The sequence below is a fragment of the Acinetobacter sp. SwsAc6 genome (assembly GCF_013391565.1).
Classification (GTDB): domain Bacteria; phylum Pseudomonadota; class Gammaproteobacteria; order Pseudomonadales; family Moraxellaceae; genus Acinetobacter; species Acinetobacter cumulans.
The window spans coordinates 1-12,176 of sequence record NZ_JACAXE010000051.1 but is presented as its reverse complement, the minus strand read 5'-3'; the positions used below and the strand labels follow the sequence as shown (position 1 = coordinate 12,176).

General features: G+C 38.6%; 14 protein-coding genes and 1 pseudogene. 9 read left to right on the top strand and 6 right to left on the bottom strand.

Going from position 1 to position 12,176, the window contains the following annotated elements:
* The 3 genes and pseudogenes from HYG93_RS18715 to HYG93_RS18705 all read left to right on the top strand — a co-directional run.
* Window positions 1-146, top strand: a pseudogene (locus tag HYG93_RS18715) (pyridine nucleotide-disulfide oxidoreductase); the annotation flags it as partial.
* Window positions 147-431: 285 nt separating this feature from the next.
* Window positions 432-671: a hypothetical protein gene (locus tag HYG93_RS18710; protein WP_106986635.1), complete on the top strand. Its 240-nt coding sequence runs from the start codon at window positions 432-434 to the stop codon at window positions 669-671.
* Window positions 672-791: 120 nt separating this feature from the next.
* A complete protein-coding gene (locus tag HYG93_RS18705; protein ID WP_117008152.1) occupies window positions 792-1,007 on the top strand; it encodes a hypothetical protein in 216 nt (71 codons plus the stop codon).
* Window positions 1,008-1,147: 140 nt separating this feature from the next.
* Here the strand turns inward: HYG93_RS18705 and HYG93_RS18700 are convergent, their stop codons facing one another.
* Together HYG93_RS18700 and HYG93_RS18695 are read right to left on the bottom strand one after the other, a co-directional pair.
* Window positions 1,148-1,780, bottom strand: a complete 633-nt coding sequence (locus HYG93_RS18700) for a LysE family transporter (protein WP_106986637.1) — start codon at window positions 1,778-1,780, stop codon at window positions 1,148-1,150.
* Between the two features lie 129 nt (window positions 1,781-1,909).
* Entirely contained in the window at window positions 1,910-2,485 is a 576-nt protein-coding gene (locus HYG93_RS18695) for an FxsA family protein (protein ID WP_120365027.1), read from the bottom strand.
* A 122-nt stretch (window positions 2,486-2,607) separates the two neighbouring features.
* Here HYG93_RS18695 and ruvC point away from each other — a divergent pair, with 122 nt between their 5' ends.
* Window positions 2,608-3,153, top strand: coding sequence for a crossover junction endodeoxyribonuclease RuvC (ruvC, locus tag HYG93_RS18690; protein WP_106986639.1), 546 nt, complete (start codon window positions 2,608-2,610; stop codon window positions 3,151-3,153).
* Between the two features lie 51 nt (window positions 3,154-3,204).
* Here ruvC and HYG93_RS18685 read toward each other — a convergent pair whose 3' ends face one another.
* Together HYG93_RS18685 and HYG93_RS18680 are read right to left on the bottom strand one after the other, a co-directional pair.
* Window positions 3,205-3,486 carry an acylphosphatase gene (locus HYG93_RS18685; protein ID WP_178962768.1) on the bottom strand — a complete coding sequence of 94 codons (282 nt, stop codon included), beginning with the start codon at window positions 3,484-3,486 and terminating at the stop codon, window positions 3,205-3,207.
* Window positions 3,483-4,964, bottom strand: a complete 1,482-nt coding sequence (locus HYG93_RS18680) for an NAD(P)H-hydrate dehydratase (RefSeq protein ID WP_178962767.1) — start codon at window positions 4,962-4,964, stop codon at window positions 3,483-3,485. The genes HYG93_RS18685 and HYG93_RS18680 overlap by 4 nt, the downstream gene beginning before the upstream one ends.
* 22 nt (window positions 4,965-4,986) lie before the next feature.
* Between HYG93_RS18680 and queG the strand changes: the two genes are divergently transcribed.
* Together queG and bioB are read left to right on the top strand one after the other, a co-directional pair.
* Window positions 4,987-6,075 carry a tRNA epoxyqueuosine(34) reductase QueG gene (queG, locus tag HYG93_RS18675; RefSeq protein ID WP_121533366.1) on the top strand — a complete coding sequence of 363 codons (1,089 nt, stop codon included), beginning with the start codon at window positions 4,987-4,989 and terminating at the stop codon, window positions 6,073-6,075.
* A 292-nt stretch (window positions 6,076-6,367) separates the two neighbouring features.
* The gene (gene bioB / locus HYG93_RS18670) at window positions 6,368-7,357 is read left to right on the top strand and encodes a biotin synthase BioB (RefSeq protein WP_106986643.1); all 990 of its coding nucleotides are present in this window, start codon (window positions 6,368-6,370) and stop codon (window positions 7,355-7,357) included.
* Window positions 7,358-7,415: 58 nt separating this feature from the next.
* Here bioB and HYG93_RS18665 read toward each other — a convergent pair whose 3' ends face one another.
* Window positions 7,416-7,640: a hypothetical protein gene (locus HYG93_RS18665; RefSeq protein ID WP_106986651.1), complete on the bottom strand. Its 225-nt coding sequence runs from the start codon at window positions 7,638-7,640 to the stop codon at window positions 7,416-7,418.
* 562 nt (window positions 7,641-8,202) lie between these two features.
* On the opposite strand from HYG93_RS18665, the gene HYG93_RS18660 reads away from it, so the two are divergent.
* Complete coding sequence (locus tag HYG93_RS18660) at window positions 8,203-8,481, top strand: hypothetical protein (RefSeq protein WP_106986644.1); 279 nt, start codon at window positions 8,203-8,205, stop codon at window positions 8,479-8,481.
* Between the two features lie 232 nt (window positions 8,482-8,713).
* On the opposite strand, the gene HYG93_RS18655 is transcribed toward HYG93_RS18660, so the two are convergent.
* The gene (locus tag HYG93_RS18655) at window positions 8,714-8,938 is read right to left on the bottom strand and encodes a hypothetical protein (RefSeq protein WP_227865889.1); all 225 of its coding nucleotides are present in this window, start codon (window positions 8,936-8,938) and stop codon (window positions 8,714-8,716) included.
* Window positions 8,939-9,220: 282 nt separating this feature from the next.
* On the opposite strand from HYG93_RS18655, the gene HYG93_RS18650 reads away from it, so the two are divergent.
* Window positions 9,221-10,651, top strand: coding sequence for a deoxyribodipyrimidine photo-lyase (locus HYG93_RS18650; protein WP_178962769.1), 1,431 nt, complete (start codon window positions 9,221-9,223; stop codon window positions 10,649-10,651).
* Window positions 10,652-11,442: 791 nt separating this feature from the next.
* A complete protein-coding gene (locus HYG93_RS19570; protein WP_252150019.1) occupies window positions 11,443-11,694 on the top strand; it encodes a hypothetical protein in 252 nt (83 codons plus the stop codon).
* Window positions 11,695-12,176: the final 482 nt, after the last annotated feature.

Here is a 12,176-nt window from a genome sequence, read left to right as displayed (position 1 = left end):
ACGAACGCAACGAAACCAATGTGAAAGGTGTATTCGCTGCGGGTGACTGTACAACAGTGCCTTACAAACAAATCATCATTGCTACAGGTGAAGGCGCGAAAGCATCACTTTCAGCATTCGATTACATCATCCGTTCAGGTCAGTAATTATGTAATTCACACTGATTAAAGCAAAAAAGCCAGTCTTAGGACTGGCTTTTTTTCGTATGACATTTCCTCAACGCGTTCATGTCTTGTTGCATTTATTAATTCAATTAAAAACAGATATTAACCGCTATAGTCGTGATGGCTTACACGATAATGAGCAAAACTAACGGATTTTCACTTGTACAAGTGATTCTTTAGATATTAAGATAAAAATTCATCACGGATTGATGATTGACAATAACAACAAGAATGTTGGTCAGTAGAAAAGAATAATGGAGAAATACAATGCACTATCAATACCACTGTGGCTGTTGTAATAAAGCCCTAGCTTCAAGCGATAAAGAATGCTCCTCTTGTGGCTCTCATAATATTCGTAGCCCTTATGGCTTTTGGATTTTTTGCATCCTGACCTGCTTAGTCGTATCTATCGTTTTTAAAGTCGTGCATGTTTATTTACAAGACCATCAAGAAATACCCAAACAACAATCACTTTTTGAAGTACTACAACAAAACGATAAGCGCTAATTTTTAGATATGAGCCATACATTTGGGAGGCCCTATAGCCTCCCTCTTTATTCGTATATTTCTTCTGCTTTTTTATGATTCGTTTTAGCTTAAAATAAAAGAAGCTAATGAGGAATGACTATGGTTCAGCTAATTAAAAAAGGTGGTTTACGAGAGCGTGCAAATCGGAGTCGTAGCTATAAAGGCTCTGAAAACACTGAGACAACATTACACCCCAATCGTTATCAGGCGTCTTTAACAACTGAAATACCGTCACATGAAACCATCACGAACGAAACTGTGGTTAAGGAAAGCAATACGCATGTAGCTCAACTAGCAAAGGTTTCGACAAAATAGTTCCGTGAATGATCAAATTCGACACTGGCATTTTCTGTAGTGGACACATCGTCCTGTCTAAACACCAAAAACATCCCCTGACGAATAACTGTCTTTACCAAAATAAACATACAATTTAGGCTACAAGCCACTTAGAGGTATCAAACAAGTTTTAACGCATCAAGCCACAGCCATATCGCAAAGCCTAAAAAAAGCAGACCTGAAATGACATCAATATAAGCTCCAGATCGCTGATATAAGCTTTTGATCTTTGGCATAGACAGGATCAACATCAGCAAGCTAAAAACCAAAAATGTTTGTATTGGAATAATGATTGCCAATTGTGTTTTGAGCCCTGTACCCGCAGAAGAACTTAAGGCCAAAGAAAATACACTACTAAAATAAATCAGTGTTTTAGGATTAGATAAATTGGTCAACAGTCCCAGCATGAAGTAGTTTTTAGTGGCTTCTGATTCATTGTCTGATTCTAAGCTTGCGACTTTCTTCAAGCTTTTTAAGCCTCCATTGAACATCGCCCAGCCCATTTTCGCCAAGAACAGTCCACCGACCAACATTAATACCTGTTGAATCCAAGGAAATTGCTCCACGAGTACTGTAAAACCAGAAAGTGTTAACACTACCCATGCAACAATACCAACGGAAATACCTGCAATAATTTTAAGTGTATTTGCACGTGTAGTAGATGCTGCGCTTTTCGCAATTAAAAGTACGTCGGGACCTGGACTGAGCTGCGCAACAAAGTGCAACAAACAAATCGTGAAGAGCAAAGACATTTCATTTTTACATCATATTAAAAACTGCATTATTATATCGATAGTTCAAATAATTTGTTGCTATCTACCGAATACTGCATAAAAAAAGCCGGAGCAATGTCCAGCTTAATCATAGCGATGTTTTAAGTTCTATTTAGGGTTCACATCTTTCATTTCGATTTTCTTAGCATCTGGTGTCACTTCACGTGCTTCACCATCAATAATGCTAGAGTCGCGCCCTGCTTGCTGGTTTTGCATGTCTTGCATTTGACGCATCATGTCTGCAAATGGGTTTTGACCTTGAGTACCACCCATGCCTCCCATGTCACCGCCCATCATGCCACCCATCATTTTTTCCATCATGGCTTGTTGACGTTTCATCATCACATTCATCATGGTGGCTTTTAAGGCATTTTGTACAGGTGGAATTAAAATTAACAGTGCCAATACATCTGTAATAAGGCCTGGGATTAGAAGCAAAAAGCCTGCAATAATTTTAGGAAGATTACCTGAAAGTGCTGGATCTGCACTCATTTGACCAGCCTGCATTTGTTGCATTTGAGGCATTAGGCCCGCAGAGTATTTGCGGATCATATTCATACCAATAAAAAATGCAGCAACAAACCAGAAGAATACATACCACATACTGCCTACAAGGTCACCCACGCCGATCCAAACAAAGACTTCTAGGATTAAGCCAATAAGTACAATCAGAAATAATTTCATGAAAATTAATCAAATCTCAATTAAATAAATAAAGTGCATCAATCAAGTGCTTAATCACTATCAAGCTTTTTTGATCCGCTTATGTAACAATATGGGCATATTTTTATTTTTAAAGGGCAAATATGCCATTAATTATTGGTATCGACCCTGGTTCTCGTCTTACTGGTTACGGGATCATCGAACATGAAGGCTCAAAACTGACGTTTGTTGATGCTGGAACGATTCGCACTGAAACCACTGAAATGCCTGAGCGCCTAAAACGTATCTTTGCTGGCATTGACCGTATTGTCAAATTTCATGGTCCAACCGAAGCCGCTGTCGAACAAGTCTTTATGGCACAAAACCCAGATTCTGCCTTAAAACTTGGGCAAGCTCGTGGTGCTGCCATTGCCGCTTTAACCAATTTAGATTTAAAAGTTGCAGAATATACAGCCCGCCAAATCAAACAATCTGTGGTCGGTTACGGCGCTGCTGATAAAGAACAAGTACAAATGATGGTCATGAAGTTACTGAACTTAGACATTAAACCACAACAAGATGCTGCCGATGCTTTAGCTGCAGCCATTTGCCATGCACATGCATCTGGCAGCATGAGCAAAATGGCAGTGCTAAATGCTTTGGGTGGTATGGCACGTGGTCGTAGCCGTTATAGTTCAAGACGTCGCTAATTCATCTTCTAAAACAGAAAAGTTGTAGGGTTTTATACTGCACTACAACTGTTAACGTCGCATTTTAAAGTTTGTAAACTCTGCTTCATCAAAAGCTATAGCTGTGCTTTCAATAGCTGTAACAACTGCTCGTATAGGGCCACTTTCACACAGCACAAGCATTTTAGAAACATCTAACTCAGAGCCTACAATAACCGCTTCAACATCACCTGAACTTAGATTTTTTACATAGCCTTTTAAATTTAAGGTAATCGCCTGCTGTTCGAACCAGCGCCGATAGCCTACGCCTTGTACTTGACCATGAATGCATAATTTGAGTGCTTTTCTATTCATGGCAATGTATGTCCATTCACAACACGATACACAGCTTGCGCCATATCCTGTGCTTGCAAACCACGCATACCTTTATGTGCCAAATCATCCCCAGCCAATGCATGTAAAGTCACAATTTCATGCAAATGAATCTCCTCATAAAATTGAGCTTTTAAACTGGCCATCATGCCAGCTAGCACATCGCCCATACCACCCGTGCCCATGCCCGCATTGCCCGCAGTACAAATCCAGAGCTGTTCTTGTAAAATCAAGCTACCTGCACCTTTCAGCACCCATTGCCCTGCATATTTTTTCTGTAGCTGATAAATCGCCTGAATGCGGTCGGATTCTATCGCTGCCACACTCATATTAAGAAGCTTAGCAGCTTCCCCCGAATGTGGTGTGCAATAACTATGCTTATTCAACTCTACAGGTGACTCAGCCAAAAACCATAAGGCATCTGCATCTAATACAACTTCTAATGTAGACTGCTGAATCAATGGAAACCAGCGCTCAAATTGCTGTTTTGACCAGTCATCTCGCCCTAGCCCCATACCAAAACACACAGCATCGACATGGGCAATTAAAGCCTGCACATCGGAAGTTGATAAGGCATTCATATCCCGAAGCATAATATTCGGAGCACGCGCTAATATTGCAGTATGATGTTTAGCATCACATACAGCGGTGACTTTACCTGCACCAGCATGGAATGCAGCTTCAGCCGCCATGATCACTGCGCCCCCCATATCTGCATGACCACCCACCACCAGTACATGCCCATAACTGCCTTTATGCCCAAATGCCTTGCGCTGTGGGAGTTTGATCGTTAAAGGCGAAAGATATGCGATTGCTTCAAGCGCATCATCAATCGGTAAGGCAGGAATCACCTCTACAGCACCTGCATATTCTTTGCCTTGTCCTGTAAATAAGCCCGCTTTTAATCCTAACGCTGTAAATGTATAGTCAGCTTTAATAGCACAAGGCAAAGGCTGTCCGCTGTCCGATTGCAAGCCACTTGGAATATCAATCGAAATTTTTAGTCCATATTGCGCATTAACGCGTTGAATAATCTGTTGCCATTCTGCATTTAACTGTCGGTTCAGACCAATACCAAATAAGGCATCAATATAAACATCGTAATTTTGTTGAAAATCGAAGCCTGAAATAATACGCACACCCGACTCTCGCGCTTCTTGTTCTGCTGCATGTAAATCTTTAGACATACCTAAAGGCGCTGTATAAACATCTACCCTAAAACCCACTTGAAACAAATATTTTGCAATTAAATAGCCATCACCTGCATTATTTCCCTGACCACAGCACATGGCTACTGTTGCTTTATTACGAGACTCAAACTGCAAATCGAACCATGAAATTAAACGCTGTGCGGTCATCCATGCAACTTGTTTCATTAAGCCATAAGCGCTGTTTTGCTGGCCAAACCAACGTTGCTCCCATGCTTGAATAGCGTGGCTATGGTAAACTTGCTGTTGCATTCTTCTTCCTTCCAAATGGTTTATGGCAACTACCGCTCAATCAAAAATTCAGCTCAATCAAGATGATCCAGCAACACTAAAAGCATGGATTAAAGCTCAAGCTTTGGCTTTGGGTTTTTCAGATTGTGTCATTGCCAAACCAGATGCTCAAGCAGAATTACCCCGATTTAAAGAATATTTAAAACGTGGCTATCATGGGGACATGAAATTTTTGGAAGAAAATTTAGAAAAACGTGCCGACCCAACTTTGCTCATCCCAGGTACAAAAAGCATCATTTGTGTGCGTATGGACTATTTAGTTGAAACACCAAAGCCCCGTTATGTGCCACATGAACCCAATGCTGCCATCATTGCCCGCTATGCACGTGGTCGCGACTACCATAAAACCATGCGTGGACGCCTCAAAACATTAGCCACAGTTATTCGCGAAAAAGTGGGTGATTTTGAATCACGCCCCTTTGCCGATTCTGCGCCCGTTTTTGAAAAATCCTTAGCAGAAAATGCTGGCATGGGCTGGACGGGTAAACATACCTTACTGATTCATAAGAAATCAGGCTCTTTTTTTGTGCTTGGCGAGCTATTCACGTCTTTGGACTTGCCATTTGATAGTCCTGCAGAAAAACATTGCGGTTCGTGCACCGCTTGCATCAATATCTGTCCAACTCAGGCGATTGTTGAACCCTACATGCTGGATGCACGTAAATGCATTGCCTATTTAACTATTGAATATAAGGGCATCATTCCAGAAGAACTGCGTAGAGGCATAGGTAATCGAGTGTTTGGCTGTGATGACTGTCAGCTCATTTGCCCGTGGAATAGTTTTGCCAAGAAGACCTCGATAGAGGACTTTAACCCGCGCCACGGTTTAGATCAGGTTTCATTATTGGATCTTTGGCAGTGGGATGAAACAACATTTTTAAATTGTACTGAAGGTAGTCCAATCCGTCGTACAGGCTACCAAAGCTTTATGCGTAATATTGCGATTGGCTTAGGCAATGCAGATTATTCTGTAGAAATCCTGCATGCTTTACAGCAGAACCGCGCATTGCATGATGAAATTGTGCAAGTCCACATCGACTGGGCAATTGCCGAACAACAGTCAAAATCGTGATATTTTTTAAGTGATTTACAGCAAATTAAGCTCAACCAGTTTGCTGTTAAGTTTGCAATATTTCAAAACCGAACCGACTCATTCCTTACAAAATCAAAAAGCCCTAAAAAAACTTTGTGAGCAATTTACTGTAAATCTCAGCAACTTTGTAAGTAATTATACAATCTTATATTTCCATACATTTTGTAATTTAATCGAGAGATACTATCAAAGTTGACAGTTATTGCCTTTTGCATTGGCACGCTTTCTGTATAGTAAATACCAAGTAAAATACAATGATGATGGACTCCACATGACTTTACGTAATGACTGGACTCGAAATGAGATTCAGGCTTTATATGAGCAGCCTTTTTTAGATTTAGTTTTTGAAGCTCAACGTGTACATCGTGAAAACTTTAATGCCAATACCATTCAAGTCAGTACACTCCTCTCCATTAAAACAGGTAAATGCCCCGAAGATTGCAAATACTGTTCACAGTCTGCACATTATGACTCTAACCTAGAGGCTGAAAAACGTATTGCGGTTGATAAAGTCATTTCCGAAGCGAAAGAAGCCCTAGCATCAGGCTCTTCACGCTTTTGTATGGGCGCTGCATGGCGTAATCCACATGAGCGCGACATGCCTTATGTTTTGGAAATGGTACGTGAAGTAAAAGCATTAGGCCTAGAAACCTGCATGACGCTTGGCATGTTGAATGAATCTCAAGCCGTACGTTTAAAAGATGCAGGTTTGGACTATTACAACCATAACCTTGACACTTCACGCGAATATTACTCTCACATTATCAGTACTCGTACTTTTGATGATCGCCTAAACACCTTGGAATATGTCCGTGGTGCTGGCATGAAAGTTTGCAGTGGCGGTATTGTCGGCTTAGGTGAAAACCGCAATGACCGTATTGGTTTATTACAGGAGTTGGCAACCTTAGCCATTCATCCTGAATCAGTACCAATTAACATGCTTGTTCCTATTGACGGGACACCGCTGGCAGATGTTGAAAAGCTTGATGTGACTGAGTGGATCCGTACCATTGCTGTAGCGCGAATTATTATGCCTAAAAGCTACATTCGCTTATCTGCTGGCCGTGAGTCCCTCACCGATTCAGACCAAGCATTAGCATTTATGGCTGGTGCTAACTCCCTATTTTCTGGTGAAAAATTACTGACCACACCAAATGCGGGTGAAGGTAAAGATAAACAACTCTTTGCGAAACTCGGTTTAACGGCTGAAAAAGCAAAAGCAACCGTTGCAGAACTTTCAGTTGACGCGATGGCAAGCTAAGGCCAAAAATTGAAAAAGCCCAATTCAATTTGGGCTTTTTTATTTATAAGACAGCTAGTTATTTTGCAAAATTATGTGCAGTAATTAAAATTCCATAACGTGCATTCAAATAATCACCTTCTTTAATAACATCTTGTCCATTGGCATGAAACACCACCAATTCAGCATCAATGGCATCGTAGCGAAAAGAATCAAAACTCTCTTGATGATGACATAACCAAGTCAAAGTATCCTGTAATTGATCATCGACTACGTAAGTATCTGATTGAAAATCTTTTGCCATGTGCGTATTCATATCTTTAGTAGGTGCACATTGTAATATGAAATCACCCTGTCAACAGTACACACGATAAAACATCAACCATAAAAAAGTGAGCTTTCGCTCACTTTTTTATTATTTAGTATCACCGCACTTGCGACATTCCTTGTGCGTACCGATTTCTTCCATTTGCTCATATTCATAAATGTGCATACAAAATAGTTTTCTAAATAAATGAAGCATGTTGTTAAAACTCCCGTTTAATTTTATAAAACGCTTCTAAGCAATTTCATCCTGAAATGCTTCGGTTTTCACCATAAGGTTAAAACCATACCTATTTATTATCATATTTTTTAAGCCTGTCAAATTCCATTCATCAGAATATTACAAATAATACAGATTTTGGCAGAACATCCAAAAACAGTGAACGGGTTAACAAAACTATTGAATATTTTCAACAAAATATTTATGATGAACTCTATATGGATAATGATTATATATTTCAAAAACTTTATTTTAAAACAAAGTGTTATTTAGTAAAAACTCTTGCAACAAAAAAATATCTCTATATACAATGAGACTCAACATGACCACTTATTTAATAAGCTTAGAAGCAAGATCAAAACGAGAATATGATGATCTCGAGAAAAAAATTATTCAATTGAGTAGTATCAAACCTATTACCCCCCTCAAAGACACTTGGATTTTACTGAGTGAGCTGAGCTCTGAGGAAATTCGAGACCAACTGCTGTCACATATTTATGCCAAAGATGCACTCATGGTGATTCGCATTGATTCACATGATTGGGCTTCATGGAATATCCATGAAAAATCTGCATTATGGCTCAATAAGACTGCAAGTTAATCCAGTTCTTTCAAGCCGATGCAACATGCTAGTTTTTAGCTTTAAACTGCCATATTGAACAATCACAACTGATTCTAATTGCTTTCATCAATTCGATACACGTTGTAAATGAAATTAATCAGCTATCGCCTTTAAAATAAGACTTTTTTCAACTTGAATAAACGGCTTTGTAATTTTAAGTACTGTTCGCGAAATCGCTTAACATAAGATGTATTCACAAAGCCGTTCGTGCTTATTTTGCTGTTGCTTCCGATGTTGCTTGACCTTCTAATGGTGCAGCATCAATCATATCTGGGCTAACTTCAATATTCGTTACAGGGGTTTCAGCTGCTGAAGCTTCTGCTGTTGTTGCTGGGGCTGGAGCAGTCTCTTGCGCTGCTTCTTTTTTAACACAAGCCGTAAGCGCTGCAACTGAAACAACAGAAACCAATACAAATAAGGCTGTTTTCAACTTCATTATAAAATCCTTCATTTTTCTGTCCTAGCGAGAAGTGAGCTCACTCATTTAAATGCACTAGGTTATTTAGCATGTTAAAGACTGATCATAGCAAAATCTAGCTTGTAACTGCTTAATTTATCAAATTTAAACAATTGTTCACGAAATTTTCTACACAATTTAAAAGTAGCTTGTATATTTACCAATACCTTCGCGCACAATATGTAGCATCACTCCATTAGGATTTGCAAAGTACATATTTTAACTACCCTCATTTTAGTTTAGGCAGAGAAATTAAATATGATGCAATTGGTATGGTTTCGTAATGACCTCCGCATTCAAGATCACAGTGCTTTATATTTTGCACAACAAAATGGCCCCTGTATGGCTGTTGTAATCTTAAGTCCAGATCAATGGAAACTTCATCAAGATGCGACTATTAAAATTGATTTTTATTTACGTCAGTTAGCCGAATTAAAAAATTCGTTACGTGCTTTCAATATTCCTCTACATATTCAAACCGTGCCACTCTGGCAAGATATTCCAGCAGCACTCAAACAGCTCTGCCAACGCTTTCAAATTAAAACCATACATTGCAATATTGAAAATGGCTGGAATGAAAAGCAACGTGATCTATCTGTTGCAACTCAAGTGTCAAAAATGGATTGTCAATTTGAGCAATATACAGATCGAACAATCTTTCCTTTACATACGATTCGCAACAAATCAAACCAACCCTATCAAGTATTTAGTGCCTTCAAAAAGAACTGTATAGAGCAACTAAATATTTGCGTGCCACAAGCTCTCCCAGCTATTGAAGCACAGCAAATGGTGTTTGATAATGAAGGAATCGACAACCTTATACCTAGTCTTGAACAATTGGGGTTTGAAGCAATATCAGCAGAAAAGCAACAGCTTTGGCCTGTGGGAGAGCAAGTTGCTCTCGATCACTTAATGCATTTTATAGATTCAAATCTAGTGCAATATGATCAAACCCGCGACTTTCCTGCAATTGAAGGAACTAGCCAGCTTTCAGTCTACTTAAATATTGGGATTCTATCTATTCGGCAATGTTTAGAGGCATTATTTAATGCTCAACAAGGCCACTTTTATATTCAAAACTCAGGCCAGCAATTTTGGCTAAATGAATTATTGTGGCGTGAGTTTTATCAACATGTTATGGCTGATTTTTCGCATGTATCTAAGCATCTTCCGTTTAAACGGAACACAGAAAATATTTCGTGGTTACAAGATGACGAGGCACTAAATGCTTGGAAATACGGCCAGACTGGTATTCCTATTGTGGATGCTGGAATGCGCCAAATGTTAGCCACAGGCTGGATGCATAATCGTGTTCGTATGATTTGCGCCATGTTTTTAGCCAAAAATTTATTGATTGATTGGCGTAAAGGCGAAGCATGGTTTATGCAACAACTCGTCGATGGCGACTTTGCCGCCAATAACGGTGGTTGGCAATGGTCTGCTTCAACAGGTACAGATTCTGTGCCGTATTTTCGAGTATTTAATCCAACCAGCCAATCACAAAAATTTGATGCTCAAGGCGATTATATTCGACGCTGGGTGCCAGAACTGGCCAGCTGTGATGCTAAACAGATTCATGAGCCTTATGCTTATATTACAGATTCCAATTTAGACTACCCGCACCCTATCATTGATTTAAAAATGTCACGCCAACGTGCGATAGCCACCTTTAAAATGGGCAATGCTAAGTGAATTACAGCAATGTATTGAAATTTATCTAAAACTTTATAGCTAATGCTGCAAGTAGACCTGGTCGAACTCTCTGGGTTTTCTTTTATTGATTTTTATTGGGACAGAATCATCACCAAGTTTTGATTTTTGTAATATTACTCGTTAAAAATAAATAGTAAGTAAAATTAAGCAACATAGGGCTATAGAGAAATACCCTTCCATTTTGCACTTGATTTAAGTCAATTCAAGATAAATCACACATTAACTCAATAGATGTATAAACATCCAAAATATTTCATTTATCTTTTACAACATATTTACATAATTCATTGTAAAACTTTAGTTTTTAATTTATCAGCTGGAGTAGATATAATTTAATACAAATAAAACAAACACTTAAATTTTCTTAAATAAAATAACTCATTAAAAAACCACTTAGGATTAATGCACCTAAGTGGTTGTTTTATATGGTGGGCCCACATGGACGAAAACCTCCACCTACCCTTTTGTTTTTAATCAATTAATTACTTTTCATAATATTTAGGATACACGCCAGGATACATAGTTTAAGTGTTGTTTTTTTAATCAAATAACAGTTTTTCCACCACCAAACTGCCCCACTACCCTTATAACTCTATTAAATTTTGACAATATACAGCTTTTACTAAAAGAGCATTCAACATCAATATAGAGGCGATTATCGTTTTTAGTATGCTCTTTTACAATGGTTTAACCTAGACAAATTTCATCAATATTTTCGACAATATACTATGGGCTTGCAGCATGTCATTTCTGATACTATGCAAAAAATTATGTCGCTTCTCTCTGGTGAAAATACACCTCAGGCGGTAAAGAATGTCGAAGAGTATCGTGAGCAATGTCAGCATATTTCTGAACGTTTAAGACAGTTTGCTCAAGAAAATCCTCTCTCTTTGAAGTTGCTGTTACTTGAAGCGACTTCAATTGATGCCGAACTTACTCAATTTGTGCAAGGTGTTATGCAAATGGGCGGCATTTTAACTGCCAATTACTTAAAACACGGTGTTGAACTTGGTTTTTTTTAGAGCCAATTTGGATTGTGAAAATACGGGGCATAACATCATTGGCATGATCATGAATGGTGCTTTACGTTTTCTTGCAAATCCGAGTGATATTGATGGTTTAAAGCAATATGGCGATTCAATAATTGACTTAATTATAGGTGGAATGATTAAGGTTTAAAATCATTGATAAATGCTACCACGATACACATAAATGCTCTACTGTATCAGTGACAGAATAGACGAAATTTGTCTAGGAGAATGGTGGCTATTCAATCTAACCTAAATACAATGGATGTAATTCATCAAAAAACTTTTCGCCAATTGCCGATAAAATAAAAGATTCAGAACTGGTTTTTTCTAATAAAATATGACGTTCGGAGGGTGTAAATAATTCTGTGTAAATACAGTTTTAAAAATACTTGGTTACACGCTCTTCAAACATGATACTAAAGCGGTTCATAGCAGATTTCCAATTTTGGATAGGCATTGTCCATTTTTTGCTT

Excerpts from the sequence above, each read along its gene's own strand:
- HYG93_RS18710 (WP_106986635.1), top strand. The coding sequence starts at position 432 with ATGCACTATCAATACCACTGTGGCTGTTGTAATAAAGCCCTAGCTTCA.
- HYG93_RS18705 (WP_117008152.1), top strand. The coding sequence starts at position 792 with ATGGTTCAGCTAATTAAAAAAGGTGGTTTACGAGAGCGTGCAAATCGG.
- HYG93_RS18700 (WP_106986637.1), bottom strand. The coding sequence starts at position 1,780 with ATGTCTTTGCTCTTCACGATTTGTTTGTTGCACTTTGTTGCGCAGCTC.
- HYG93_RS18695 (WP_120365027.1), bottom strand. The coding sequence starts at position 2,485 with ATGAAATTATTTCTGATTGTACTTATTGGCTTAATCCTAGAAGTCTTT.
- ruvC (WP_106986639.1), top strand. The coding sequence starts at position 2,608 with ATGCCATTAATTATTGGTATCGACCCTGGTTCTCGTCTTACTGGTTAC.
- HYG93_RS18685 (WP_178962768.1), bottom strand. The coding sequence starts at position 3,486 with ATGAATAGAAAAGCACTCAAATTATGCATTCATGGTCAAGTACAAGGC.
- HYG93_RS18680 (WP_178962767.1), bottom strand. The coding sequence starts at position 4,964 with ATGCAACAGCAAGTTTACCATAGCCACGCTATTCAAGCATGGGAGCAA.
- queG (WP_121533366.1), top strand. The coding sequence starts at position 4,987 with ATGGCAACTACCGCTCAATCAAAAATTCAGCTCAATCAAGATGATCCA.
- bioB (WP_106986643.1), top strand. The coding sequence starts at position 6,368 with ATGACTTTACGTAATGACTGGACTCGAAATGAGATTCAGGCTTTATAT.
- HYG93_RS18665 (WP_106986651.1), bottom strand. The coding sequence starts at position 7,640 with ATGGCAAAAGATTTTCAATCAGATACTTACGTAGTCGATGATCAATTA.
- HYG93_RS18660 (WP_106986644.1), top strand. The coding sequence starts at position 8,203 with ATGACCACTTATTTAATAAGCTTAGAAGCAAGATCAAAACGAGAATAT.
- HYG93_RS18655 (WP_227865889.1), bottom strand. The coding sequence starts at position 8,938 with ATGAAGTTGAAAACAGCCTTATTTGTATTGGTTTCTGTTGTTTCAGTT.
- HYG93_RS18650 (WP_178962769.1), top strand. The coding sequence starts at position 9,221 with ATGCAATTGGTATGGTTTCGTAATGACCTCCGCATTCAAGATCACAGT.
- HYG93_RS19570 (WP_252150019.1), top strand. The coding sequence starts at position 11,443 with ATGTCGCTTCTCTCTGGTGAAAATACACCTCAGGCGGTAAAGAATGTC.